The organism is Hyphomonas sediminis, assembly GCF_019679475.1.
Taxonomy (GTDB): Bacteria; Pseudomonadota; Alphaproteobacteria; order Caulobacterales; family Hyphomonadaceae; genus Hyphomonas; species Hyphomonas sediminis.
On the sequence record NZ_JAIEZP010000001.1, the window covers coordinates 2,198,660 to 2,221,531 of the forward strand.

The 22,872-nt window shown below is 59.2% G+C and carries 17 protein-coding genes and 1 riboswitch; of the genes, 14 read left to right on the forward strand and 3 right to left on the reverse strand.

What is annotated here, in order from left to right:
- The first annotated feature begins 116 nt into the window (after nucleotides 1–116).
- The 3 genes from K1X12_RS10995 to moaA all read left to right on the forward strand — a co-directional run bounded on the left by K1X12_RS10995 (nucleotide 117) and on the right by moaA (nucleotide 4,724).
- The gene (locus K1X12_RS10995) at nucleotides 117–2,312 is read left to right on the forward strand and encodes an adenosylcobalamin-dependent ribonucleoside-diphosphate reductase (RefSeq protein WP_011646566.1); all 2,196 of its coding nucleotides are present in this window, start codon (nucleotides 117–119) and stop codon (nucleotides 2,310–2,312) included.
- Nucleotides 2,313–2,333: 21 nt separating this feature from the next.
- Complete coding sequence (locus K1X12_RS11000; protein ID WP_220987636.1) at nucleotides 2,334–3,530, forward strand: NnrS family protein; 1,197 nt, start codon at nucleotides 2,334–2,336, stop codon at nucleotides 3,528–3,530.
- Nucleotides 3,531–3,612: 82 nt separating this feature from the next.
- Nucleotides 3,613–3,740: riboswitch (molybdenum cofactor riboswitch) on the forward strand.
- Entirely contained in the window at nucleotides 3,732–4,724 is a 993-nt protein-coding gene (gene moaA / locus K1X12_RS11005) for a GTP 3',8-cyclase MoaA (RefSeq protein ID WP_220987637.1), read from the forward strand. It overlaps the preceding riboswitch by 9 nt.
- Here the strand turns inward: moaA and ftrB are convergent.
- Complete coding sequence (ftrB, locus tag K1X12_RS11010; protein ID WP_011646569.1) at nucleotides 4,721–5,494, reverse strand: transcriptional activator FtrB; 774 nt, start codon at nucleotides 5,492–5,494, stop codon at nucleotides 4,721–4,723. The genes moaA and ftrB overlap by 4 nt on opposite strands.
- 304 nt (nucleotides 5,495–5,798) lie before the next feature.
- On the opposite strand from ftrB, the gene K1X12_RS11015 reads away from it, so the two are divergent.
- The 10 genes from K1X12_RS11015 to mobA are packed head-to-tail and all read left to right on the forward strand — an operon-like array spanning nucleotide 5,799 to nucleotide 19,401.
- Nucleotides 5,799–8,534, forward strand: coding sequence for a nitrate/nitrite transporter (locus K1X12_RS11015; RefSeq protein WP_225907949.1), 2,736 nt, complete (start codon nucleotides 5,799–5,801; stop codon nucleotides 8,532–8,534).
- 15 nt (nucleotides 8,535–8,549) lie between these two features.
- Entirely contained in the window at nucleotides 8,550–12,284 is a 3,735-nt protein-coding gene (locus K1X12_RS11020; RefSeq protein WP_220987638.1) for a nitrate reductase subunit alpha, read from the forward strand.
- Nucleotides 12,281–13,810 (forward strand): nitrate reductase subunit beta, encoded by a 1,530-nt coding sequence (gene narH / locus K1X12_RS11025; protein ID WP_220987639.1) that lies wholly within the window; start codon nucleotides 12,281–12,283, stop codon nucleotides 13,808–13,810. Before K1X12_RS11020 ends, narH begins: the two co-directional genes overlap by 4 nt.
- Before the next feature lie 3 nt (nucleotides 13,811–13,813).
- A complete protein-coding gene (gene narJ / locus K1X12_RS11030) occupies nucleotides 13,814–14,497 on the forward strand; it encodes a nitrate reductase molybdenum cofactor assembly chaperone (RefSeq protein WP_225907950.1) in 684 nt (227 codons plus the stop codon).
- Entirely contained in the window at nucleotides 14,494–15,696 is a 1,203-nt protein-coding gene (locus K1X12_RS11035; RefSeq protein WP_220987640.1) for a hypothetical protein, read from the forward strand. Before narJ ends, K1X12_RS11035 begins: the two co-directional genes overlap by 4 nt.
- A 24-nt stretch (nucleotides 15,697–15,720) precedes the next feature.
- Nucleotides 15,721–16,491, forward strand: coding sequence for a respiratory nitrate reductase subunit gamma (gene narI / locus K1X12_RS11040; RefSeq protein WP_220987641.1), 771 nt, complete (start codon nucleotides 15,721–15,723; stop codon nucleotides 16,489–16,491).
- The gene (locus K1X12_RS11045; RefSeq protein ID WP_011646576.1) at nucleotides 16,488–17,606 is read left to right on the forward strand and encodes a peptidylprolyl isomerase; all 1,119 of its coding nucleotides are present in this window, start codon (nucleotides 16,488–16,490) and stop codon (nucleotides 17,604–17,606) included. The genes narI and K1X12_RS11045 overlap by 4 nt, the downstream gene beginning before the upstream one ends.
- Nucleotides 17,607–17,637: 31 nt before the next feature.
- The gene (locus K1X12_RS11050) at nucleotides 17,638–18,198 is read left to right on the forward strand and encodes a hemerythrin domain-containing protein (RefSeq protein ID WP_220987642.1); all 561 of its coding nucleotides are present in this window, start codon (nucleotides 17,638–17,640) and stop codon (nucleotides 18,196–18,198) included.
- Nucleotides 18,195–18,833: a carbonate dehydratase gene (can, locus tag K1X12_RS11055; RefSeq protein ID WP_220987643.1), complete on the forward strand. Its 639-nt coding sequence runs from the start codon at nucleotides 18,195–18,197 to the stop codon at nucleotides 18,831–18,833. Before K1X12_RS11050 ends, can begins: the two co-directional genes overlap by 4 nt.
- Complete coding sequence (gene mobA, locus K1X12_RS11060; protein ID WP_220987644.1) at nucleotides 18,826–19,401, forward strand: molybdenum cofactor guanylyltransferase; 576 nt, start codon at nucleotides 18,826–18,828, stop codon at nucleotides 19,399–19,401. The genes can and mobA overlap by 8 nt, the downstream gene beginning before the upstream one ends.
- Nucleotides 19,402–19,706: 305 nt before the next feature.
- Here the strand turns inward: mobA and K1X12_RS11065 are convergent, their stop codons facing one another.
- A complete protein-coding gene (locus K1X12_RS11065) occupies nucleotides 19,707–20,819 on the reverse strand; it encodes a ferritin-like domain-containing protein (protein ID WP_220987645.1) in 1,113 nt (370 codons plus the stop codon).
- A gap of 278 nt (nucleotides 20,820–21,097) precedes the next feature.
- On the opposite strand from K1X12_RS11065, the gene K1X12_RS11070 reads away from it, so the two are divergent.
- Nucleotides 21,098–21,682, forward strand: a complete 585-nt coding sequence (locus K1X12_RS11070; RefSeq protein WP_220987646.1) for a TetR/AcrR family transcriptional regulator — start codon at nucleotides 21,098–21,100, stop codon at nucleotides 21,680–21,682.
- 40 nt (nucleotides 21,683–21,722) lie between these two features.
- Here K1X12_RS11070 and K1X12_RS11075 read toward each other — a convergent pair whose 3' ends face one another.
- The gene (locus K1X12_RS11075; RefSeq protein ID WP_225907951.1) at nucleotides 21,723–22,853 is read right to left on the reverse strand and encodes an acyl-CoA dehydrogenase family protein; all 1,131 of its coding nucleotides are present in this window, start codon (nucleotides 22,851–22,853) and stop codon (nucleotides 21,723–21,725) included.
- Nucleotides 22,854–22,872 lie beyond the last annotated feature (19 nt).

Sequence of the window (22,872 nt, forward strand, 5' to 3'; positions counted from 1 at the left end):
CAAGGCAGGCCGGGGAATTTTCATCCCGCTGTCAGATGCTGCGCACCCCGCGTTTTGCCGCACCGAATCGGAGAGCCTGACCGTCCTTCAGCGATCAGATGAACAGGACAATCACCATGCCTTTCGACACGCCGCTTGCAGCCGAAATCTGGGAAAAGAAATACCGCTTCCGCTCCGACGAGGGTGAGGATGTTGACCTCGCCGCAACGCTTTCTCGTGTTGCCAATGCTGTTGCCAAAGCGGAGAACCCCGCAAACCGGAAGGTCTGGCGCGCGCGGTTCCGCGATGCGCTCACGGACTTCCGATTTATCCCCGCAGGACGGATCCTCGCCGGGGCCGGGACGGCGCGCAATGTCACCCTGTTCAACTGTTTTGTGATGGGGACTCTCCCTGACAACCTGCCAGGAATCTTCGAACATCTTCGTGAAGCGGCTGTTACCCTGCAGCAGGGCGGCGGGGTAGGGATGGATTTCTCCACCATCCGCCCGTCTGGTGCTCCGGTGATGGGCGTCGGCGCGCAGGCGTCCGGTCCGCTCTCCTTCATGGACACATGGGATGCAATGTGCCGGACCATCATGTCGGCGGGCCAGCGGCGCGGCGCGATGATGGGCTGCCTGCGCATTGATCATCCCGATATCGAGGCCTTCATCGACGCCAAGCGCGATGGCGCGCGGTTTCGCAACTTCAACCTTTCGGTCCTTGTGACCGATGAATTCATGGCGGCGCTGGAGGCGGGCAGGGACTGGACGCTCAGCTTCAATGGCCAGCCCTATCGCTCATTGCCTGCGTCAGGTCTCTGGGACCGGCTCATGCAGGCGACCTATGACGCCGCAGAGCCCGGCGTGATCTTTGTCGACCGGGTGAATGCGCTCAACAATCTCGCAGACATTGAGACGATTAGCGCCTCAAATCCCTGCGGCGAGCAGATGCTGCCGCCCTATGGCGCGTGTCTTCTGGGCTCGATCAATCTGGCGCGGCTTGTTTCCTCTCCCTTTGAGGCAGATGCGAAAATCGAGCTGACCGAGCTTGAAACGCTGACAGAAACCGCCATCCGCTTTCTTGACAATGTTATCGACATCTCGCGCTACCCCCTTGAGCAGCAGGGAGAGGAGGCCCGCGCCAAACGCAGGCTCGGACTGGGCGTCACGGGGCTTGCTGACGCCTTGATCTTCTGCGGCGCTGCCTATGGTTCGGACAAGGCCGTCGCTCTGTCGGAGCGCTGGATGGGGGCAATCAAGCGTGCCGCCTATCGCGCGTCAGCCCATCTCGCGGCGGAGAAGGGACCTTACCCGCTTTTTGACAAGGCCATTCTGGATCGCCCGAACCTTCTGGGCCTCGATCCTGACACGCGTGCCCTGATCTCCGAGCATGGCCTGCGCAATGGCTGCCTCACATCGATAGCGCCTACTGGCACAACCTCTCTGCTTGCCGACAACGTTTCCTCCGGAGTGGAACCCGTTTTTGCCTTTTCCTATTCGCGGAAAGTGCGTCAGGCGGACGGCACCAGTGTCGAAGAACCCGTCACCGACTATGCGCTTCGTGTCTGGCACAGGCTGCACGGCGACGCGGCGCCACCGGCAGACGTATTCGTCAGTGCACAGACCCTGACCCCTCAGGATCATCTTCGCATGCAGGCAAGCGCGCAGCGTTTTGTGGACAGTTCCATTTCGAAGACCGTCAACTGTCCGGCCGATATCAGCTTCGATGCGTTCAAGGATGTCTATCGCGAAGGCTATCGGCTCGGCTGCAAGGGACTGACGACCTACCGGCCCAATGCCATCACAGGGTCTGTCCTTTCGGTCGCTGAAACGCCTGTCCAGGCCGACGTTCCGGAGACGCCGCTCGCGCCGCGCGCACGCAAACTGGAAGGGGCGACCTACAAACTCAAATGGCCGCAAAGCGCGCATGCTGTCTATGTTACCATTAATGATGCAGACACCGGTCATGGACCCCGGCCATTCGAGATCTTCGTCAACTCCAAGAACATGGACCATTATGCCTGGACCCTTGCCCTGACACGGATGATTTCGGCTGTGTTCCGCCGGGGGGGCGATGTCAGTTTCGTCGCCGACGAGCTTCAGGCTGTGTTTGATCCGCAGGGCGGCGCGTTCATGGACGGGCGGTACGTGCCTTCTCTGCCCGCCGCGATCGGACGCGTTGTGGCCGAACATCTCGGCATGACGGGTGCGGGCAGTGCCGAGACTGGCAACCGCAAGGATGCAGCCTGTTGCCCGAAATGTGGTCAGAAAGCACTGATCCGTAAGGAAGGCTGTGACACCTGTCTCGAGTGCGGCCATTCGAAATGCGGGTAAATTTGAAAAGGGATATGCAGAATGGCGACCAGTGCTGAACAAATTCGTGCCTATAGGGGGCCGGCTCTGTTCAGCCTTGGCCTGCGGCCCTTCTTTCTGTTGGGCGCGATCTGGGCAGCAATCGCCATACCCCTCTGGATTGCGACCTATGCGTTTGGCCCGGTGGCCCTGCCGGTAGAGGCGGGCCTTGCATTTCATGTGCATGAAATGGTCTTCGGTTACGGCTCTGCGATCGTGGCAGGGTTTTTGCTGACTGCGGTTCCGAACTGGACGGGCCGGCTGCCTGTCTGCGGACAACCCCTCATGATATTGGTGGCGATCTGGATTGCGGGGCGTATCGCCATGCTGGTCCAGCCGGACCCTGCCTGGTTGGCGGGGGCCATCGAGAGCGCTTTCCTTCTGGTTTTTGCCGGTATCATCTGGCGCGAAGTGATTGCAGCCAAGAATACGCGAAACCTGAAAGTAGCCGCTGCTGTCTCGGTCCTTGCCCTGGCGAATGTCGGATTTCATTGGAGCGAAATCATAAATGGTGGCCTGCCGCAGATGGCCATAAGGACGGGACTGGCCGCGCTGATTTTTCTGATCCTGCTGATCGGCGGGCGGATCACCCCGAGTTTTACGCGCAACTGGCTCGCCAGACGGGGCGGCGCGATGCCGGCCCCGTTTGACCGGTATGACGGCATGGCGCTGCTTTTTTCCCTCGCTGCCCTTGCGCTTTGGGCGCTCTTCGGGGACCGCGCATTGTCATCCGGACTACTTGTATTGGCGGGTGCCCTCAATATCGTTCGACTCGCAAGATGGCAGGGGCAGCGAACGCTCGCTGAACCCCTCGTGACCATTCTGCATATCGGATTTGCCTGGGCGGCGCTGGCGCTCATCCTTCTCGGCCTGAGCGGTATTTTCCCGGCCGGCGTTCCGCGTGTCGCAGGCATTCACGCGGCCGGCGCAGGCGCGGTTGGCGTCATGACCTTGGCGGTCATGACGCGGGCAAGTCTGGGGCACACGGGTCACGTCCTGCATGCAGGGTGGGGGACAGTGCTGGTATATGGATTGGTCAATGCCGGCGCGATCACGCGTGTGGTGGCGCCGTTCCTCGACGGGGCACTTCAAGCGCCGGTCAATTATGTCGCAAGTGGATTTTGGGCAGGCGCATTCGCGCTTTTCGCAATGGTCTACGGCCCGAGGTTGTTGGCACCGCGGCCTGATCCTGTGCCTTGACGGGTCCGGACCGGTCACTTGACTCCCATCAATCCGGCGACGCGCGAGCGTCAAAGACCCTGGGCGGCACGCAGCATAGCGTGTTGGAAATTCGCTCCGAGCCGTTCCGCCTAAAGCGCCGTTTCCCGGTGTCAAGGCGGCCCGGCCGAGGGTGGCAGTGGGAAACCCTGCCGCCTCCCGTGCTTGGAAAGGAGCCATGCGATGACACATCCCGGCGCAGTCGCGACGGATGCCTTCGGGCGCAGGTTCAGTTACCTGCGGCTGTCGGTTACAGAAGTCTGCAATTTTCGATGTACCTACTGCTTGCCGGATGGATACCGAAAAACCGGTTCCATGGACTTTCTCGCCGCAGACGAGATTGAACGGCTCGTGCGCGCCTTCACCGGGCTTGGCATCCGTAAGGTCCGGCTGACAGGCGGCGAACCGACTGTCCGGAAGGATCTGACGCAACTGATCGCCCGCATTTCAGCGACGCCGGGGGTTGAGAAAGTCGCCCTGACGACAAATGGCTGGAATCTGCCTCGCCATATCGATGAGTGGGTTGGGGCGGGGCTGACCAACCTCAATGTCAGCATAGACTCCCTCGACAGGGAGGCCTTTCATCGCATTACCGGCCATGATCGTCTAGCGGATGTGCTTGCTGGACTGGAGCGCGCGCTGTCCCTGCCTCTGAAGACCGTCAAAGTGAATGCCGTGCTGTTGCGGGACGGGCTTGAGGAGGATTTTTCGAGCTGGACAGAGTTCGTCCGTGAGCGTCCCGTCTCCGTCCGTTTCATCGAGCTGATGCGGACAGGGGATAACAAGATGTTCTTTGAGGCGCAGCATGTGAGCGGCCGGATCCTGCGCCAGTGGCTGGAGGACAATGGCTGGACTGCAAAAGCACGCGGGGAAGATGACGGACCGGCGACCGAGTTCACGCATCCTGGTTATGCCGGCCGGATCGGTCTGATCGCGCCCTACGGGCCGGGCTTCTGCGATGGGTGCAACCGGCTGCGCGTCACAGCGCGGGGACAACTCCGGCTGTGCCTTTTCGGACAAGGCGGACGCGACCTTCGGGACCTGCTCGGCTCAGATGATAGCACCCAAGTTCTCAAGTCGCGGATTGTCGAGGCTCTGACCTTCAAACCTGCAGCGCACAATCTTCACACCGCCAATCCTGGCGACATCAGAAATCTGGCTCAGACCGGAGGCTAGTCGCTCTTCGTGTCGAGCAGGCCCTGCTGTCGTTCGGTGAAGGCCTTGCCTTTCGTGTTGCAATCCTGCGCATAGTGGTTGTCGATCAGTGGGGTTGGGCGTGCGAGCCGCTCGAGCGCGGCCACATTGTCGAACCGGACATGAGCGCCTTCGACACTCACCCCTTTGTCCGAAAGCTTGGAGAAGGCCCGGGAAAGGTTTTCTGGTGTCATGCCAAGAAGGGCGGCCAGGACGCGCTTCTCGTGCGGCAGAACGATTGTGTTCTTTTCACCCTGACGGACACGCTGGGTGAGCAGATAGTTGGCGAGCCGCTCGGTTGAGTCCCGCAGCTTGTGGTTCTTGATGGAGCGCACCAGCCCGCGATAGCAGCCGGCAAGTTCTTCTGACACGGCAAACCCGAAAGTGGCGTCCTCTTTCATCGACCGCCGCAGGGAATCGCCCGGCACCATCAGGATTTCGGAACGCTCCAGCGTGACAGCGCTCATGAGTGAATCCGACTCAAGCACGACCGCCGCCAGGATAAATGTTGAAACCGGCCGCAGAATCGCGAGCGTTGTGTCCTTCGATTTCCAGCCAGCGCCCAGTTCGACTGCGCCTTCCAGCAGGATGTAAAGGAAATCGACGGGATCTCCTTCCATCAGAAGCGTCGTATTGGCCGGAAAACGCTGGAGAAAAGCCCCGGTCATCGCTCTTGCGAAGGTCGGATCATCGGCCTGCTTGAAGAAGGAGATGTTTCTTACGCGCTCTGCATCTGCGCTTCGAATGGTCATATCGTCCTCCTGAACCGCCGGGTGACTTTCGCGGCGTTGCTGCTTGCAGATCGGGTCTGACGGGGTGCTGTGTTTTTTTGACCCTGATGGTGAGCTTGATAAAAGTCAAGGCAGCTGATGACGACTTTCCGTGTCCCAGTCGGCGCAGATCAGGCCTTGGGCATGGCTTCGTCAGGCGGGCTCAGATTGATTTCAAGCCAGGCGCAAAAGCGGACATCCGCCAAGAAAGCGCTTCACAATTATCAAGGCACAGGCGCCCCACTGCTGACACCTCTGGACCCCGAACACGAGACGCGGGGGCCATATGCCACTTTCCACTCCAACGCCCGCAAAAGGCGCCGGGCGCGCCCTGGGCCTGACGACATTTGCTTTTACGGCCTGTTTTGCCGTGTGGACGATCTTTGCCATTCTCGGCTTGCAGATTCAGAAGGAACTCGGGCTCTCCGAGACTCAATTCGGACTGCTCGTGGGCACTCCGATCCTGACCGGATCCCTTTCCCGGCTGTTCCTTGGAATATGGGCTGACCAGTTCGGCGGCCGAATTGTCAATCTCGCCGTAATGCTGCTGTCAGCGCTGGCGACCTGGCTTTTGACATTCGCAACGACCTATCCGGAGTTTCTCCTGGCGGCGTTGGGAATAGGCATTGCGGGCGGATCTTTCTCCGTCTCGATCACCTATGTCTCGAAATTCTTCCCACCGGAAAAGCAGGGGTCTGCTCTTGGGATCGTCGGCGCCGGCAATGTAGGCGCAGCGGTCACGAAATTTGCGGCGCCCATCGTCATGGCCTCGATGGGCTGGAAGGGTGTCGCCAATGTCTGGGCGATCGCGCTCGTGCTTGTGGCGCTCGTCTTCTTCTTCCTGACGTCTGACGATCCTGAGCTCGCCGAGCGCCGCCGCACGGGCGCAAAGCCACGCAGTTTTGCCTCCCAGTTCGAGCCGCTCCGCAATATCCAGGTCTGGCGCTTCTCGCTTTATTACTTCTTCGTGTTCGGCGCGTTCGTTGCGCTGGCGCTCTGGCTCCCGCGCTATCTGATCGGCGTTTATGGCTTCGATGTGAAGACAGCCGGTATGTTGGCAGCGGCCTATTCGATCCCGGCTTCCATTTTCCGGATTTATGGCGGGCACCTCTCCGACAGGGTCGGCGCGCGGAACGTTATGTACTGGACATTCCTCGTCTCAGTCGTGGTTACCTTTTTCCTGTCTTACCCGCCGACTTCCTATGTCGTCGATGGCGTGCGCGGGCCAATCAGCTTCCGGCTTGCCACAGGTCCGGTCGCCTTTGTGATCGCGATCTTCGTGCTCGGCTTCTTCATGAGCCTCGGCAAGGCAGCGGTCTACAAGCACATCCCGGTCTATTATCCCAAGGACGTCGGCGCTGTCGGTGGTCTGGTCGGGCTGATGGGCGGGCTCGGTGGCTTCGTCCTTCCGATACTGTTTGGTGTACTGAATGACCTGACCGGCATCTGGACGAGCTGCTTCATGCTGCTGTTCCTGATCGTATCGGCTTCGCTGATCTGGATGCACCTTGCTATCCGGCACATGGAGCGCGAAGCGGCCGGCGCAACGCTCGACTCCCTGCCGCAACTGCCGGAGATGCAGCCCATTCATGGAGAGCGCGAAGCCCGGGCGCTGGCGCCTAAGCTCATCGAGGACTGGCGCCCGGAGGAGCCCCAGTTCTGGGAGGAGACCGGCAAGAAGATTGCCAGCCGCAATCTCTGGCTCTCGATCCCAGCCCTGTTCCTGTCCTTCGCTGTCTGGATGGTGTGGTCGGTTGTTGTCGCCAAACTGCCGCAAATCGGATTTGCCTACACGACAGACCAGCTTTTCTGGCTCGCCGCATTGCCCGGCCTGTCGGGGGCCACGCTGAGGATTTTCTATAGCTTCATGGTGCCGGTGTTCGGCGGACGGCTGTGGACGACGCTGACGACCTGGTCCCTCATGCTCCCCGCGCTCGGGATCGGTTTTGCCGTTCAGAACCCCGAAACGCCCTATTGGATCATGCTTGTGCTCGCATTGCTGTGCGGCTTCGGCGGCGGGAACTTCGCATCGTCGATGTCAAATATCGGATTCTTCTATCCTAAGCGTGAGAAGGGAAATGCGCTCGCCATGAATGCCGGGCTCGGCAATCTGGGGGTCAGCGCGATGCAGTTTCTCGTGCCTCTTGTCATTACTGTCGGCGTGTTTGGCTTTCTCGGCGGGCAGCCACAGGTAACAGAGGAGGGGGGAGAGCTCTTCCTCCAGAATGCCGGATTTATCTGGGTACCCTTCATTATAGCCAGCGCCTTTGCCGCCTGGTTCGGAATGAATGACCTGTCCAGCGCCAAGGCATCCTTCTCAGATCAGGCCGTTATTTTCAAACGCCGGCACAACTGGATCATGTGCTGGCTCTACACCGGAACGTTCGGCTCTTTCATCGGCTTTTCTGCGGCCTTTCCGCTGCTGACGAAAACGCAGTTTCCGGAAATCAACGTTCTGCAGATTGCCTTCCTCGGCCCTCTGGTCGGCGCGTTGTCCCGCTCCTTCACCGGATGGATCGCCGACCGGTTTGGCGGCGCACGGGTCACGCTCGCGGTCTTTGTCCTGATGATGGTGGGTACAGTCGGGGTCCTCTACTTCCTTGCCAACAAGGACGCACCGGGAGCTTTCATAGGGTTCTTCGTCTCCTTCATCGTCCTTTTCTTTGCAACGGGGGTCGGCAATGCCTCGACCTTCCAGATGATCCCAGCGATCATGCGCAAGGAGATTGACCGGCTGGAGCCGCAGATGAGTGGAGCCGACCGTCTGCGCCAGGCCGAAAAGGAAAGCGCCGCCATCACTGGCTTTACCAGCGCCATCGCTGCGTACGGAGCTTTCTTCATCCCGAAGAGCTTCGGGATGTCGCTTGCCGCCTCTGGCAGCGCCGCACCTGCGCTCTACGGGTTCCTCGCCTTCTATGTCTCCTGCCTTCTCGTCACCTGGTTCGTCTATGCGCGCCCCGGCGGTCTCCTCTTCGATGTGGAAAACCGCAAGCGCTCCGGACCTGCAACAGCCGCTGCCTAAAAAGGAACCTTTTCCATGAGCCATACACTCGACAGACTGACTTTCTTCCGGCGGCAGACTGAGACCTTTTCCGGCGGACACGGCGTTCTCAATGATGAGGACCGTACTTGGGAAGAGGCGTACCGGAACCGCTGGCGCCACGACAAGATCGTGCGCTCAACGCACGGCGTGAACTGCACCGGCTCGTGCTCCTGGAAGATTTATGTCAAAGGCGGCATCGTTACCTGGGAAACTCAGCAGACTGATTATCCCCGGACGCGAGACGATCTGCCAAACCATGAACCGAGGGGGTGCTCGAGGGGCGCAAGCTACAGCTGGTACCTCTACTCGGCCAACCGGGTAAAATATCCTCTGATCCGGGCCCGGCTTCTGAAAGCCTGGCGGGAAGCCCGCAAGACTATGCAGCCCGTGGCGGCCTGGAAATCCATTCAGGATGATCCGGCCAAGCGCGCAGACTATGTGACGCGCCGCGGCATGGGCGGGTTCGTCCGGGCCCGCTGGGATGAGGTGAATGAAATCATTGCCGCAGCCAACGCGCACACGGTCAAGCAATGGGGCCCGGACCGCGTGTTCGGCTTCTCGCCCATTCCGGCGATGTCGATGGTTTCGTACGCAGCCGGTGCGCGCTATCTCCAGCTCATCGGCGGGGTGACTGGCTCCTTCTATGACTGGTATTGCGACCTGCCCCCTGCGAGCCCGCAGACCTGGGGCGAGCAGACCGACGTTGCCGAAAGCGCTGACTGGTACAATTCCAATTTCCTGATCCTTTGGGGCTCGAATGTGCCCCAGACGCGGACGCCGGATGCGCACTTTTACACCGAAGCCCGCTATAAGGGCGTCAAATCAGTCGTGATCTGCCCGGATTATTCGGAAGCCTCGAAATTCTCCGACCTCTGGCTCGCGGCCAAGCAGGGCACCGATGCAGCGCTCGGGATGGCTTTCGGTCACGTCATTCTGACGGAATATCACCGCGACCGAGAAGTCCCGTATTTCCGTGACTATGTGCGCCAGTATACCGACCTGCCGCTGCTCGTCCGCCTCGTGCCGCAGGAAGACGGCTATGTGCCCGAGCGCCTTTTGCGCGCCTCCGATTTCGACAAGTCCCTTGGCGAGGACGCCAATCCAGACTGGAAGACAGTTGCGATCGACGAAACAACCGGCAAGGTCGTGGTGCCGAACGGCTCTATCGGGTTCCGTTGGGGCGACAAGGGCAAATGGAACCTCGAGGAGAGGGAAAGCGGCGGAGCTGACACGAAGCTCCGGCTCGGCCTGAAGGGGGCCGAGGACGAGGTGGCCAAGGTCCGCTTCCCGTATTTCGCCAATACCGCCTCGAACGGCTTTGCCTCCACAGATCATCCGAGTGTCCTGACGCGCAATGTCCCCGTCAGAAGAATGAAACTCGCAGACGGCACAGAGACACTGGTCGCCTGTGTCTATGACCTCCTGATGGCTAATTATGGCGTCGATCAGGGCTATGGCGGCGAGCATCTCGCCAGTTCCTATGATGACATGGAGCCCTACACGCCGGCCTGGGCTGAGGCCATCACCACTGTGCCACGCGCGAACATCATTGCCACGGCCCGTGGTTTTGCCACCAACGCAGAGAAGACCAGGGGTAAGTCGATGATCATCATCGGCGCAGGGATGAACCACTGGTACCATATGGACATGAACTACCGCGCGGTGATGAACATGCTCATCCTGTGCGGGTGCATCGGACAGTCCGGCGGCGGCTGGTCCCACTATGTGGGGCAAGAGAAGCTCCGTCCCCAGACGGGGTGGGCGCCGCTTGCCTTTGCGACCGACTGGGTACGTCCGCCGCGCCAGCAGAATTCGACTTCCTTTTTCTATGCGCATACAGATCAGTGGCGTTATGAAACGGTTCCGGTCGGTGAGATCCTGTCTCCAACCGCCGAAGCGGGTGACTGGGCGGGTAGCTTCATCGACTATAATGCCAAGGCCGAGCGTATGGGCTGGTTGCCATCGGCCCCGGCGCTGAAGACCAACCCTCTGGAAGTGGCCGCGAAGGCCAAGGCCGCCGGGCAGGAGCCGAAGGACTATGTCGCCGCGGCGCTCAAATCCGGTGAGTTGGAAATGTCCTGCATGGACCCGGACGATCCGCATAACTGGCCGCGCAACATGTTTGTCTGGCGCTCCAACCTGCTTGGCTCTTCCGGCAAGGGGCACGAATATTTCCTCAAGCACCTGCTCGGCACCGATCATGGCATTCAGGGTAAAGATCTCGGAGAGATGGGGCATGACAAGCCGCGCGACGTGACTTGGCATGACGAGGCGCCGCGCGGAAAGCTCGACCTGCTTGTATGCATCGATTTCCGCATGTCCACCACAGCGGTCTATTCCGACATCGTTCTGCCGACGGCCACATGGTATGAAAAGAATGATCTCAATACTTCCGACATGCACCCCTTCATCCACCCGCTGGGAGCTGCGGTGGACCCGGCATGGGAAAGCCGCACTGATTGGGAAATCTTCAAAGGGCTCGCCAAAACCTTCTCCGAGGTGGCCCCTGAAGTGCTTGGCGTCGAGACCGATGTCGTCCTCTTCCCGATCCAGCATGACAGCCCTGGCGAAATGGCGCAGACCCATGGCGTCAGGGACTGGTACAAAGGGGAATGCGAACCAATCCCGGGCAAGACCATGCCTACGGTTGTCGCCGTTGAGCGCGACTATAGCCAGATCTATGCGAAGTTTACGTCGCTCGGCCCGCTCATGGACAAGCTCGGCAATGGCGGCAAGGGGATGGCCTGGAATACTCAGCATGAGGTCGAGAAGCTTGCCTCGCTGAACGGCACGGTGCTTGACGAAACGGTGGCTAAGGGCCGTCCAAAGATCGTGACGGACATCGACGCCTGCGAGACCATCCTGATGCTCGCGCCGGAGACGAATGGTGAAGTGGCGGTCAAAGCGTGGGAAGCACTGGAAGTGCAGACCGGGCGCGAGCACACACACCTCGCAAGGCCGAAGGAGGACGAGAAGATCCGCTTCCGCGACATCGTCGCCCAACCGCGCAAGATCATCACCTCGCCAATCTGGTCGGGGATCGAAAGCGAGCATGTCAGCTACAATGCCGGCTACACCAACGTCCACGAACTGATCCCCTGGCGGACACTGACCGGGCGGCAGCAGCTCTATCAGGATCATGACTGGATGCGGGCGTTTGGTGAGACGCTGGTGGTCTACAAGCCGCCGGTCGACCTGAAGACCCTCCATGTGAAGGGCGACAAGCCGAACGGCAATCCCGAGATCACCCTCAACTTCATCACGCCCCACCAGAAATGGGGCATCCACTCGACCTATACTGACAACCTCCTGATGCTGACGCTGAACCGCGGCGGGCCGGTCGTCTGGGTGTCCGAGACCGACGCGAAGCGTGCCGGGATCATCGACAATGACTGGGTCGAGGTCTTCAACGCAAACGGCGCTCTGACAGCCCGGGCGGTTGTCTCCCAGCGGATCCGTGAAGGAACGATGTTCATGTATCATGCGCAGGAGAAAATCGTGAACACGCCGGGTTCGGAGATAACTGGCAAGCGGGGCGGTATCCACAATTCCGTCACCCGCGCAATTCTCAAACCCACACACATGATTGGCGGCTACGCACAGCTTGCCTATGGCTTCAACTATTACGGCACGGTCGGATCGAACCGGGACGAGTTCATCATTCTGAGGAAGATGAACAAGGTCGACTGGCTCGATACTCCCGCCGCTCAAAAGGAGGGCGTACAATGAAAATCCGTGCACAAATCGGTATGGTCCTGAACCTCGACAAATGTATTGGTTGCCATACCTGCTCGGTGACCTGCAAGAATGTCTGGACCAGCCGGGAGGGCGTTGAATACGCGTGGTTCAACAATGTAGAAACCAAGCCGGGCATCGGGTATCCGAAGGATTGGGAAAACCAGAAGCGCTGGAATGGTGGCTGGCGGCGCAAGAAGAATGGCCGCATTGAACCCAGAATGGGCGCCAAATGGCGCATTCTGGCGAAGATCTTCGCCAATCCGGACCTGCCCGAGATCGACGACTATTATGAGCCGTTCGATTTCGACTATGCCCACCTTCAGACCGCGCCGGAGATGAAAGCGTTTCCGACCGCGCGGCCACGTTCAAAGATTACCGGCGAGCGGATGGAAAAGATCGAATGGGGTCCGAACTGGGAGGAAATCCTTGGCGGGGAATTCGAGCACCGTAGCGCAGACTATAATTTCGAAGGCGTCGAGAAGGCGATTTATGGCGCCTTTGAAGAAACCTTCATGATGTACCTGCCGCGCCTGTGCGAGCATTGCCTCAACCCGACTTGCGTTGCGGCGTGCCCGTCAGGCGCGATCTATAAGCGCGAGGAAGACGGCATCGTCCTGATTGATCAGGACAAGTGCCGCGGCTGGCGGATGTGCGTCTCGGCCTGCCCGTACAAGAAAGTCTATTACAATTGGGAGAGCGGGAAGTCGGAGAAATGCACCTTCTGCTATCCGCGTATGGAAGTCGGCCAGCCGACGGTCTGCTCTGAAACCTGTGTGGGTCGCATTCGTTATCTTGGCGTCCTCCTCTATGACGCCGACCGGATAGAAGCAGCGGCCAGCACCCCCGATGAGCAAGATCTCTATCAGGCGCAGCTTGACGTGTTTCTTGACCCGAATGACCCGAAAGTAATTGAGCAAGCCCGCGCTGACGGTGTACCCGAAGCCTGGATCAAGGCGGCTCAGGCGAGCCCGGTCTACAAGATGGCCATGGAATGGAAGGTCGCCTTTCCGCTGCACCCGGAATACCGGACCCTCCCCATGGTCTGGTATGTGCCACCGCTCTCTCCGATCCAGTCGGCTGTCGCAGCCGGGGCCCTTGAGACCGATGCAGAAATGCCGGACGTCGCCTCGATGCGCATTCCGGTGCGCTACCTTGCCAATCTGCTGACCGCCGGCAAGGAGGAGCCCGTTGTTGTGGCGCTCGAACGGATGATGGCAATGCGCAAGTATATGCGCGCCAAGACCGTGGAGGGCGTGATCGACCATCCGACGGCGGAACGCGTCGGTCTGACAGCCCGTCAGATTGACGAGATGTATCGCTACATGGCGATCGCCAATTATGAGGACCGCTTCGTTATCCCGACGACACACCGCGAAACAAGCGAAGATGCTTACGGCCTTCGGGGGGATTGTGGCTTTACATTCGGCAATGATTGCTCAGGCGGGCGCACCGAACTCGGTCTGTTCGGTAAGGACAAGCGTCCGCGTGCCAAAACCAAAACACCTATGGAGATGTGAACGATGGCCATGACCTATCGAGCGCTTTCGCGCCTCTTGTCGTATCCCGAACCGCAACTTCAGACCGAAGCGAGCCTTTGTGTGGAAATTGTCCGGAAAGAGGGACTTGTGCCTGACCGAATTGTCAGTGCGCTCGGCAAACTTGCCGGGCATATCGAGGACAGTGAACTCTATGAGGCTCAGGCAGCCTATGTCGAACTGTTCGACCGGACCCGGAGCGTGTCGCTTCACCTGTATGAACATGTTCATGGCGAAAGCCGGGAGCGGGGACCGGCCATGGTCGGACTTGTTGAGCTCTATCGGGCTCATGGTCTCGAAATGGAGGTCAGCGACCTTCCAGATTATCTGCCTGTCTTTCTCGAGTTCCTCTCTATCCTTCCTGATGCAGAGGCAGCATCCCTGATCGGCGAGGCAGCACATGTACTTGAAGCGATCGCGGAACGTCTGAAGAAGCGGCAGAGCCCCTACCGGGCAGTCTTTTCCGCTTTGATAGAGATTTCGGACCGCCCGGCCGATCGTGCCGCCGTGGCTGATCTGCTCGCGATTCAGGATGATGATCCTAACGACCTCGACGCTATTGATAAGGCCTGGGAAGAAGAGGCTGTCACATTCGGTCCTGAAACGGCAAGTGATGGCTGCCCGAAGGCTCAGGCCATGCTCAAGACGATGCAGGGCACGCGGCAATGAGGAATCCCGGATCAGCAGTCTGGCTCACGAGCCTCGCAGCGCTGGCGCTCCTCCAGCCAGCCGAAGCACAGGGCGCAGACGCCGGTTTCAAACCTATTCTCGATCTGCGGCTGCGCGCTGAACAGGTCGATCAGGACGGGACTGATAAGACTACGGGACTGACCGTGGCGGGACGCTTTGGTTTTGAGGCAAACAGTGGGGATGGCTGGGGCGCGCTCATTGAAGGCGAAGCCGTCGGACACCTCAACGACGACTTCTCTGATACAGTCGACACCCGTCCCGGGAAAGCCGTGATCCCGGACCCGGAGGCCCTGGAACTTAACCGGCTTCAGATCAGCTGGACGGGGAAGACAGCGAGCTCTGTTCTGGGGCGCCAGCGAGTGATCTTTGACGATGCCCGTTTCATCGGCAATGTCGGCTTCCGTCAGAATGAACAGACCTTCGACGCGGTCAGGTTCGGGCTTTTTCCCACGGGGACGGTGACGGCTGACTATGTTTACATCGACAAAGTGCACCGCATCTTTGGAGATGAGAGCGCTGCGGGTGAGTATGAGAGTGACTCCCACGTCTTCCGCCTGCAAACCAATACGTCATTCGGAAAGTTTATCGCAACGGGGCTGTTCCTGAATTTTGACGAGTCTGCGCCTGCCTCCGGGCAGACGCTGGCTATGGCCTGGTCGAATAGCTGGGAATTTCAGTCGGGCACGTTCGACCTCAATGCGCGGTTTGCCCAGCAGGGCGCATACAATGACCGGGGACCCGCCCAAGACCTTGGCTATCAATCCTATGGAGCGAGCTTTGCGCGGGACGACCTTGCTGTCTTCGGAGGGCTCGAAGTTCTCGAAGGGGCCGCAGGGGAGGGCTTTGCAACGCCCCTCGCGACGCTTCATGCCTTTCAGGGGTGGGCTGACGTTTTCCTGACGACACCGGCAACAGGCATCCGTGACCTCAGCATCGGACTGAAGCGCGGCGGGCTGAAAGTGATCGATCACGCCAAACCCGCGAGCTGGGCGGTGATCTATCATGACTTCGAGAGTGACAATGGCCGTCTTTCCTACGGATCTGAAATCGATGCGGTCTTCCGGCTGCCGGTGAATGACTGGCTCGCTCTGGAAGTGAAGGGAGCAGCATTCCGGGGGGCCGATACCGGCCCTGCAGATCGGACAAAATTCTGGCTGGCGCTGGAAACGCGCTTGTAGCCAACCAAACAGAGGAGGCCAGACATGGCTCAGGAACACGCAGTTACCCTTGTCAGCGCGGGCTGGTTCGACCAGGCCATGTTTGGCTACTACCCCTATGTCGCGCTTGCCGTTCTCGCGATCGGATCGGTGCTTCGCTTCGACCGGGAACCCTATACATGGCGGTCTGGCTCCTCGCAGCTCCTGCGGCGCAAACAGCTGATGGTCGGCTCCGTGCTTTTCCATGTCGGCGTGCTGGTGATCTTCGGAGGGCACTTCGTCGGCCTTCTGACGCCTATCCAGGTCTTTGACGCGGTAGGTATCAGCCATGGTGCCAAGCAGGTGCTCGCCATCGTGGCCGGCGGGATCGCCGGCGCCATCGCTATTCTCGGAGCGTTGATCCTCCTTCATCGGCGCCTGTTCGATGCGCGGATCCGTGCGACTTCGCGCTTTGGGGATACGGCGATCCTGGCGCTTCTGACTGCGCAGCTGGCGCTCGGCCTCTCAACGATTCCTTTGTCGGCGCAGCACCTTGATGGATCGGAAATGGTGAAGTTCATGTCGTGGGCTCAGGGCATCTTCACATTCCGGCCGGGCGCTGCCAACTATGTCGCCGATGTCCACTGGATCTTCAAAGCACACCTGATCCTTGGGCTGACTATATTTCTTGTCTTTCCATTCACCCGCCTAGTCCACATGTTGTCCGCGCCGGTCTGGTATATGGGGCGCCGTGGCTGGCAGCTGGTCCGCACACGCCGCGACATCCATGCAGACAAGGCCAACGCAGCCGCAACAGCAGCACGGAGAGTCTCATGAGCCCGCAGGCGGCCGTCTTCTTTGGCGTAGAAGTTCCTGAATCCCTCCTGGCGACAGAGCTTCAGCACCACCGGGCCCCTACGCTGTCGCAGGCGCGGGCCCTTGCTGGGCGGGCGCTCGCAGCCAAAGCGGTCCTTCTGGCGCGGGGCCGGGAACTTGATCTCGTTGCTGAACCCGAGCGTAACTCCGAAGGTCAGGAGGAGACACCGGAGGAAGCGCTCATCCGCGCCGTGTTGAATGAAGAGGTCGATGCGGATCCTGCTGCCGATGAGGCCGTGCGCGCAGTCTATGATGGCAATCCGGAGGGATTCAGGTCGCCGCCGCTTTTGGAAGCGTCTCACATCCTCGTCCCTCCTGCGGATGCGAGCGAGGAAGCGTACCGTGCGGCGCGCGAGAAGGCCCGAGCATTGATTGCTGACCTGCAGGCAAACCCGTCGGGATTTGCGAGGATGGCGGCAAGCAGGTCGGCCTGCCCGTCGGCATCTGAAGGCGGCAGTCTCGGTCAGCTTCGTCCAGGAGATGTCCTGCCTCCTATCTGGACGGCGCTTACCAATATGGAAGAGGGGACAATAAGAGCCGAGCCGGTCGCAACCGAGCATGGCTGGCATGTGCTTCGCCTTGACCACCGATCCGATGGGGAACGACTGCCGTTCGACTATGTGCGCCCGCACATCGCGCTCCAGCTTGAGGCGAGGGCGTGGACAAAATCGGCTGCCTTGTATGTAGACCGGCTCCTTGCTGAGTCCGCCGCCAATCCCGGGCTCTGCCTGTCGGACAATGGGCGTCTGGACGACCGCAACGGTATCGTCGCTCGGGCTGACGGATTGCTCGGCAAGGCACTGTCAGATGTGCAGATGGCATATGGTGCCCTCAGCGAGGCTGCCCGTGGGCGCCTTGATGCTGCAGCCTCCAGAGAAAACGCAGCGCCAACTGAGTGCCTGAGCAGAGTGATCGGGACGTTCCTGTCAAAGGCCAATGACGAAGCCTGGACGCAGCTTATTTCCCGGTTGCGCGACAGCCAGGCGCCGTTCTCGGACTGCCTCGACCTGATCATATCCCATCAGCTGCCCTCGCAGCACGCAACACACACGCTCATCAGAATTAGAAACGGGTAGCCGGCGGCCGCTGAAGAAAAGGATGCAGGTCATGGGTAGCACAGGGAAATTCCAGCCGATCGAACCGATCCCGGCCGACCTTCTACAGGAGCCGCTGATCTGGTTCTTTGCAGAACACTACCGTCATCGCGATCTATGCGCCCGGCTGCTTTCGGCAATGCAGTCGGTCGTGTTCGATGAGCCTGCTTTGCGCGAAATCTACCGCTTTCTCGATGATGACCTGCCTTTGCATGTTATCGACGAGGAAGATGATCTTTTTCCTTTGCTGCGCCGGCGTTGCGAGCCTGATGACCAGATCGGGAAGGTACTGGGCATGCTGTCGGCTGAGCATGCCAATGACATGAGTGAAGCCGCCGCCGTGAAACAAATCGTGGCGACTGCCCTCGCTGAACAGAGAGGACTTGCCTGCTACAAAAACGCTGTGCAGGTTATTGAACCATTCTGCTTTCAGCAGAAGCGTCATATCGCGGTTGAAAATGCAGTTGTTCTTCCGATTGCGCGGCATCGCCTGACTGTGGAAGACTTGGATAATCTTGCGCGCAGACTCGCTGCGCGCCGTGGCCTCAACGATCCGTTTGCGGATGCCTCATGATCGGGACACTGCTTAACAACAATATGAACTGGGCGAGCGCGAGAGTTCGGGCAGACCCTGGATTCTTCCGCCGGCTCTCTGCCCAGCAGGCGCCGGAATATCTCTGGATCGGGTGCAGCGATAGCCGCGTACCTGCCAACGAAATTGTCGGGCTCGACCCGGGCGAACTCTTCGTCCACCGAAACATCGCGAATCTGGCGCCGCCGCGCGACATCAATTTTCTTGCTGTCCTTCAGTATTCCGTCGAAGTTCTGAGAGTGCGCCATATCATCGTTTGCGGGCATTATGGATGTGGCGGTGTCCGGGCTGCCCTCGATACCGAGCGTCGGGGCCTGATCGACCACTGGCTTCAGCCAGTTTCTGATCTTGCGCACAGACACGCCGGTCACCTCGATAAGATTTCTGATTTTGATACCAGGGTGAATGTCGCCTGTGAGCACAATGTCCGGGCGCAGGTCGAATATCTCGGTCGCAATCCGTTTGTGACGGATGCCTGGCGGCGCGGTCAGAAGATAGCAGTCCATGGATGGATTTATTCCATCCGGGACGGTCTCCTGCGCGATCTGGACCTCACAATCGAACGTCCCAAGGATGTTGACCGTCTTTCAGCGAAGACCTGGTTTCCGGATGGATAGAGTCGGAGTCGCCATTCTCGCAGGCGGGCAGGGAACACGGATGGGCGGCAGGAAGCCGGAGCGGCATTTTCGAGGTCGCCGGTTGATTGATCCCGTGCTTGATCGTGTCTCAGCTTGGGGCGTACCGGCAGTCATCTGTGTACGGGAGTATGGGCAGGTAGCTGCCAATACACTCGGTCAGATACTGGACCAGCCTGAGATTGAGGGGCCTCTGGCCGGCCTGCTTTCAGCGCTCGCATGGGCCTCCAGTACACACCTTGATCACCTGCTCACCCTGCCATGTGATGCACCTTTTCTGCCCGAAGACCTACTCTCAGAATTGAAGCATGCCTCTCTGGCTGCTGCGAAGCCGGCGGTCGCGGCGTCAAACGGGCAGCGCCATCCGACATGTGCGATCTGGCCCGTGGACACTTTATCGTGCGTGACGACTTATGCCGGGTCAGGGCGTCGCAGCCTGGCTGGTGCCCTCGATGCCTGCGAGGCCATCGACGTTTGCTGGCCCGACGGCCAAGTAGATGTGTTTGCGAACATCAATACGCCCGAGGATATCATCCGGCTGGAGCTTTGATGCCCATCGGGAACACCCGCCGTACGAATGTCAGATCTACGTACGCACTGCGCACAACGATCAGCAAAATAAAAAGCGGCCATTCTCGCTTATGTTGCGCCGCCTGGCCTTATAACGTCTTTGTACTACGGACAGGGAGGTTCTTCTGCCTCCCGAAAGCCCTTGGGTAAGCTATGCAATGCCATGGCGGAGCCTGCTGGCGGCCCGGGCAAGGCCTGCCAGCATCTTCGCTCATCTGAACTTTCTTTCGTGTCCTCACTTTCCAGGCCGAAGTGACGGCCCAAACTGTTAGTCTATTGCCTTATTTATTCAGCAGCGACCGAAATGGGACCCGTGTCGAGCGGGCGTTCGAGGGAGTTCCAGTCGATCTCCGCATCTGTGGCAGCGTTTTCATAATGCAGAACGCCAAGCGCCTCGAATTTGGGCTTCACACTATCAGTCAGGAGGCCGACCCGTTTGAGATTGGGAATCATCCGCTCAAAGAGGAAGTTTCGGAATGCCTGCCCTCCTGCGGAATCGATCGATGCGCGCCGGGCTTCTTCCCGGTCAAACCCGAACTCCTCCTCGACGATGGTTGAGAACAGCCTCTCCCGCATGATTGCGCAGGCTTCGAACGCGAATTGGGCGCGCTCCTCGATTTGCTCCTCCGGGAGCGCCTTGATCCAGTCTTCAAGATAGTTGACCCCGAACGCAACATGCCGGCCTTCGTCACGCATCACGAGATGCAGGATCTGCCGCAATAGCGGATCCCGGGTTGTCTGCGACATGGTCTGGAATGCCGCAAGGGCGAGGCCCTCAATCAGCACCTGCATACCGATGAATTTGAGGTCCCAGCGGGGGTCTGTAAGAATCTTGTCCAGAAGAAGCTTGAGGCTAGGATTGACGGGGTATTCGACCCGGCAACGCGTTCGCAGGTACTTGTTAAAAACCTCCACATGCCGGGCTTCATCGAAGGTCTGTGAGGCAGCGTAAAGCTTTGCATCATAGGTCGGCGCACACGACACGAGTTGCGAGGCGACCATCATGGCGCCCTGCTCGCCGTGGAGAAACTGGGACAGAACCTGAGCCAGAGAGCGCCAGGCATATTCGTTCCGCTGCTCTTCGCTCATTGCCTGATAGACCGGATGGTCATGAAGAGGATTAAGCCCGGCCTGCGAAGGGCCTTTCGACTTGTCGAAGGGAACCTCCCAGTCGACATCAAGCTCCGCATTCCAGTTGAAGCGCTTTCCCAGCTCGTAAAGGCGCCGGATCTTGGCGTTGGCGCTTTCATAATCCCAATTGTAGGACCCAGTCAGCGGTGTGTTAAATATTTCACGGACGATTTCGACGTCCTCCGGTGTAAGCCAGTCGGCAAGTTCTCCGGGGTCTTCAAATGTCCGCGGCTCTGTTGGTGGCCCGGAGACGAGTTTTACCTTCATCTGTGTTTCTCCCTGATCCCGGAGCTTTCTCTGTCGGGCTCCGTTGAACAGAGATTATCGACGAAGAATCTCAACTAAATACGGAAAATGACGTATGCGTCATTTTTGAAAGGTGTGGCATGGTGCGAGAATGAATGGTCAGGAAAGCTGCGGAGAGACGAACGCCGGATGATGGGCCGCCGTGCCTGTCATCCAAGTAGGAAGTGCTGGTCCCTGCCTTTTCTGAAACTTAGCATCCCATCGAGAGAGATCGGAGTAACGCAGTGTACAGAGTAAAGATGTCACAGTCAGAAAGGCGACTTCTGTCGGAAACTCAACTCCTGTCTGCTGCTTGCCAGGTGGCCCTTAAGGAAGGCCTGCAACGGCTGACATGCGAAGAGGTGGGACGCCTTGCCGGGTACAGCAGGGCGCAGGCTTACCAGCGATTTGGCTCGAGAGAAGGGCTGCTGGTCGCGGCTGTTCGTCATCTGCGGCTCCATCGCCGGAATTTCTGGGAGGCGCGGACTACCGACAATCCGACCGGGCTCGACGCGTTGATCGAACATGTCTCTGTTCATCTTGAAGGCATATCTCTGAATCTTGAGATGGCGGCTTTCTTCCAGGTTGTGCTCCACCACCCGCAGGATCTCCAGGCGCTGCGCACCGAGGTGGCGATAGCAAGATCCGAACTCCTGGATGAGTTGAAGGCTTTGATCGCGTCAGGCCTTTGCGACGGTTCCATCGATGCGCAACGCAACAGTGAGGAGGACTCTGTCCTGCTCCTCGGTCTCATGCTTGGAATTGCAACGGAGTTTCTCGTTGCTCGCCGGGATGACGAGTTGAGATGCCTCAGGACTCGCGGTGAGGAGATGATCCGGCACTGATGTTTCGGCTATTTCTCCAATGCATGCAGGGCAACTTACTCTAAACCAGAGAGCGATACAGGATATTGCGATGAATTTCGCTGGTGCCCGAGTAGATGCTGGCGGCGCGAGTGGCGAAGTATTTGGCGAGCGCAAAGTCCCCATCGGGGTCACCGTCAAGTCCGACTTCTGTGATGGCCTGATGAAGCTCGGTGGCAATGAGTTTCAGCATTGAACTTGCCGCGCCAGCGTTGATGGGGATGTCGCTCGAACCAATCCTGTTCTCCAGCATTTCAAATGCATCAATACGCATGGAGTAGTCTGACAACCGCAACAGCAAGGCAGGATCAGGATCCGGTACCGACCTGACCGATCGGAGGGCAGCGCGCAGCGCCCGGCGTATCAGGCCAGTGGTTGTATTGTTGGATCTGGCTATAGCCATAAGACGCTTCGCGGTGCTCCAGCCATCCCCTATGTCACCGATGCGGTCGTTTACAGGGGTTCTGACCTGATCGAAAAAGACCTCATTCGTCTCCGCTTCGCCATCGATAAATCGGATCGGTCTTATGCTGATGCCCGGCCGGTCGAGCTCTACGAGAAGGAATACCAAGCCGGCGCCTCCAAGGCTTTCCTGGTCGCTTCTGGCGAGGAGAAACATGTGAGTTGCGTAGCTGGCAAAGCTTGTCCAGATCTTGCTGCCGCTCAGAACGAAGTAATCGCCGTCAAGGTTCGCCCGCAGCGTAAGCGCGCACAAATCAGAACCGGCTTGCGGTTCGGAAAAGCCCTGGCACCATTCATGATCTCCGCTGAGGATTTTAGGCAGGTAGCGAGCTTGTTGTTCCGGTGTACCTTCTGAAATGATCAGCGGTCCGATCGTACGGACTCCAGATGATTGAACAATCGGTGCGTCGCGTTCTGCGCAGGCATTTTCAAAGTACAGCCTCTGTGCGTCGTTCCATCCAGCGCCGCCAAATGCCGTTGGCCAAAGTGGGGCAGCCCAACCGCGGTGATACAGCTTCTCAGCCCATTCCTTACAAGCGTCGCGGGCTGATTTAAGGCCCGTCGTTGCGCGGCCTGCCATGCGCATTTCCGGTGTTAGCTCACGGTCGAGAAAATCGATCACTTCAGCGCGGAAGTGCGCTGTTACCGCGTCGGAACCTGACCCGTCATTGCCTCTCAAATACATAGCCATGTCTGGTCAATCAGTACTG

Excerpts from the sequence above, each read along its gene's own strand:
- K1X12_RS10995 (WP_011646566.1), top strand. The coding sequence starts at position 117 with ATGCCTTTCGACACGCCGCTTGCAGCCGAAATCTGGGAAAAGAAATAC.
- K1X12_RS11000 (WP_220987636.1), top strand. The coding sequence starts at position 2,334 with ATGGCGACCAGTGCTGAACAAATTCGTGCCTATAGGGGGCCGGCTCTG.
- moaA (WP_220987637.1), top strand. The coding sequence starts at position 3,732 with ATGACACATCCCGGCGCAGTCGCGACGGATGCCTTCGGGCGCAGGTTC.
- ftrB (WP_011646569.1), bottom strand. The coding sequence starts at position 5,494 with ATGACCATTCGAAGCGCAGATGCAGAGCGCGTAAGAAACATCTCCTTC.
- K1X12_RS11015 (WP_225907949.1), top strand. The coding sequence starts at position 5,799 with ATGCCACTTTCCACTCCAACGCCCGCAAAAGGCGCCGGGCGCGCCCTG.
- K1X12_RS11020 (WP_220987638.1), top strand. The coding sequence starts at position 8,550 with ATGAGCCATACACTCGACAGACTGACTTTCTTCCGGCGGCAGACTGAG.
- narH (WP_220987639.1), top strand. The coding sequence starts at position 12,281 with ATGAAAATCCGTGCACAAATCGGTATGGTCCTGAACCTCGACAAATGT.
- narJ (WP_225907950.1), top strand. The coding sequence starts at position 13,814 with ATGGCCATGACCTATCGAGCGCTTTCGCGCCTCTTGTCGTATCCCGAA.
- K1X12_RS11035 (WP_220987640.1), top strand. The coding sequence starts at position 14,494 with ATGAGGAATCCCGGATCAGCAGTCTGGCTCACGAGCCTCGCAGCGCTG.
- narI (WP_220987641.1), top strand. The coding sequence starts at position 15,721 with ATGGCTCAGGAACACGCAGTTACCCTTGTCAGCGCGGGCTGGTTCGAC.
- K1X12_RS11045 (WP_011646576.1), top strand. The coding sequence starts at position 16,488 with ATGAGCCCGCAGGCGGCCGTCTTCTTTGGCGTAGAAGTTCCTGAATCC.
- K1X12_RS11050 (WP_220987642.1), top strand. The coding sequence starts at position 17,638 with ATGGGTAGCACAGGGAAATTCCAGCCGATCGAACCGATCCCGGCCGAC.
- can (WP_220987643.1), top strand. The coding sequence starts at position 18,195 with ATGATCGGGACACTGCTTAACAACAATATGAACTGGGCGAGCGCGAGA.
- mobA (WP_220987644.1), top strand. The coding sequence starts at position 18,826 with ATGGATAGAGTCGGAGTCGCCATTCTCGCAGGCGGGCAGGGAACACGG.
- K1X12_RS11065 (WP_220987645.1), bottom strand. The coding sequence starts at position 20,819 with ATGAAGGTAAAACTCGTCTCCGGGCCACCAACAGAGCCGCGGACATTT.
- K1X12_RS11070 (WP_220987646.1), top strand. The coding sequence starts at position 21,098 with ATGTCACAGTCAGAAAGGCGACTTCTGTCGGAAACTCAACTCCTGTCT.
- K1X12_RS11075 (WP_225907951.1), bottom strand. The coding sequence starts at position 22,853 with ATGGCTATGTATTTGAGAGGCAATGACGGGTCAGGTTCCGACGCGGTA.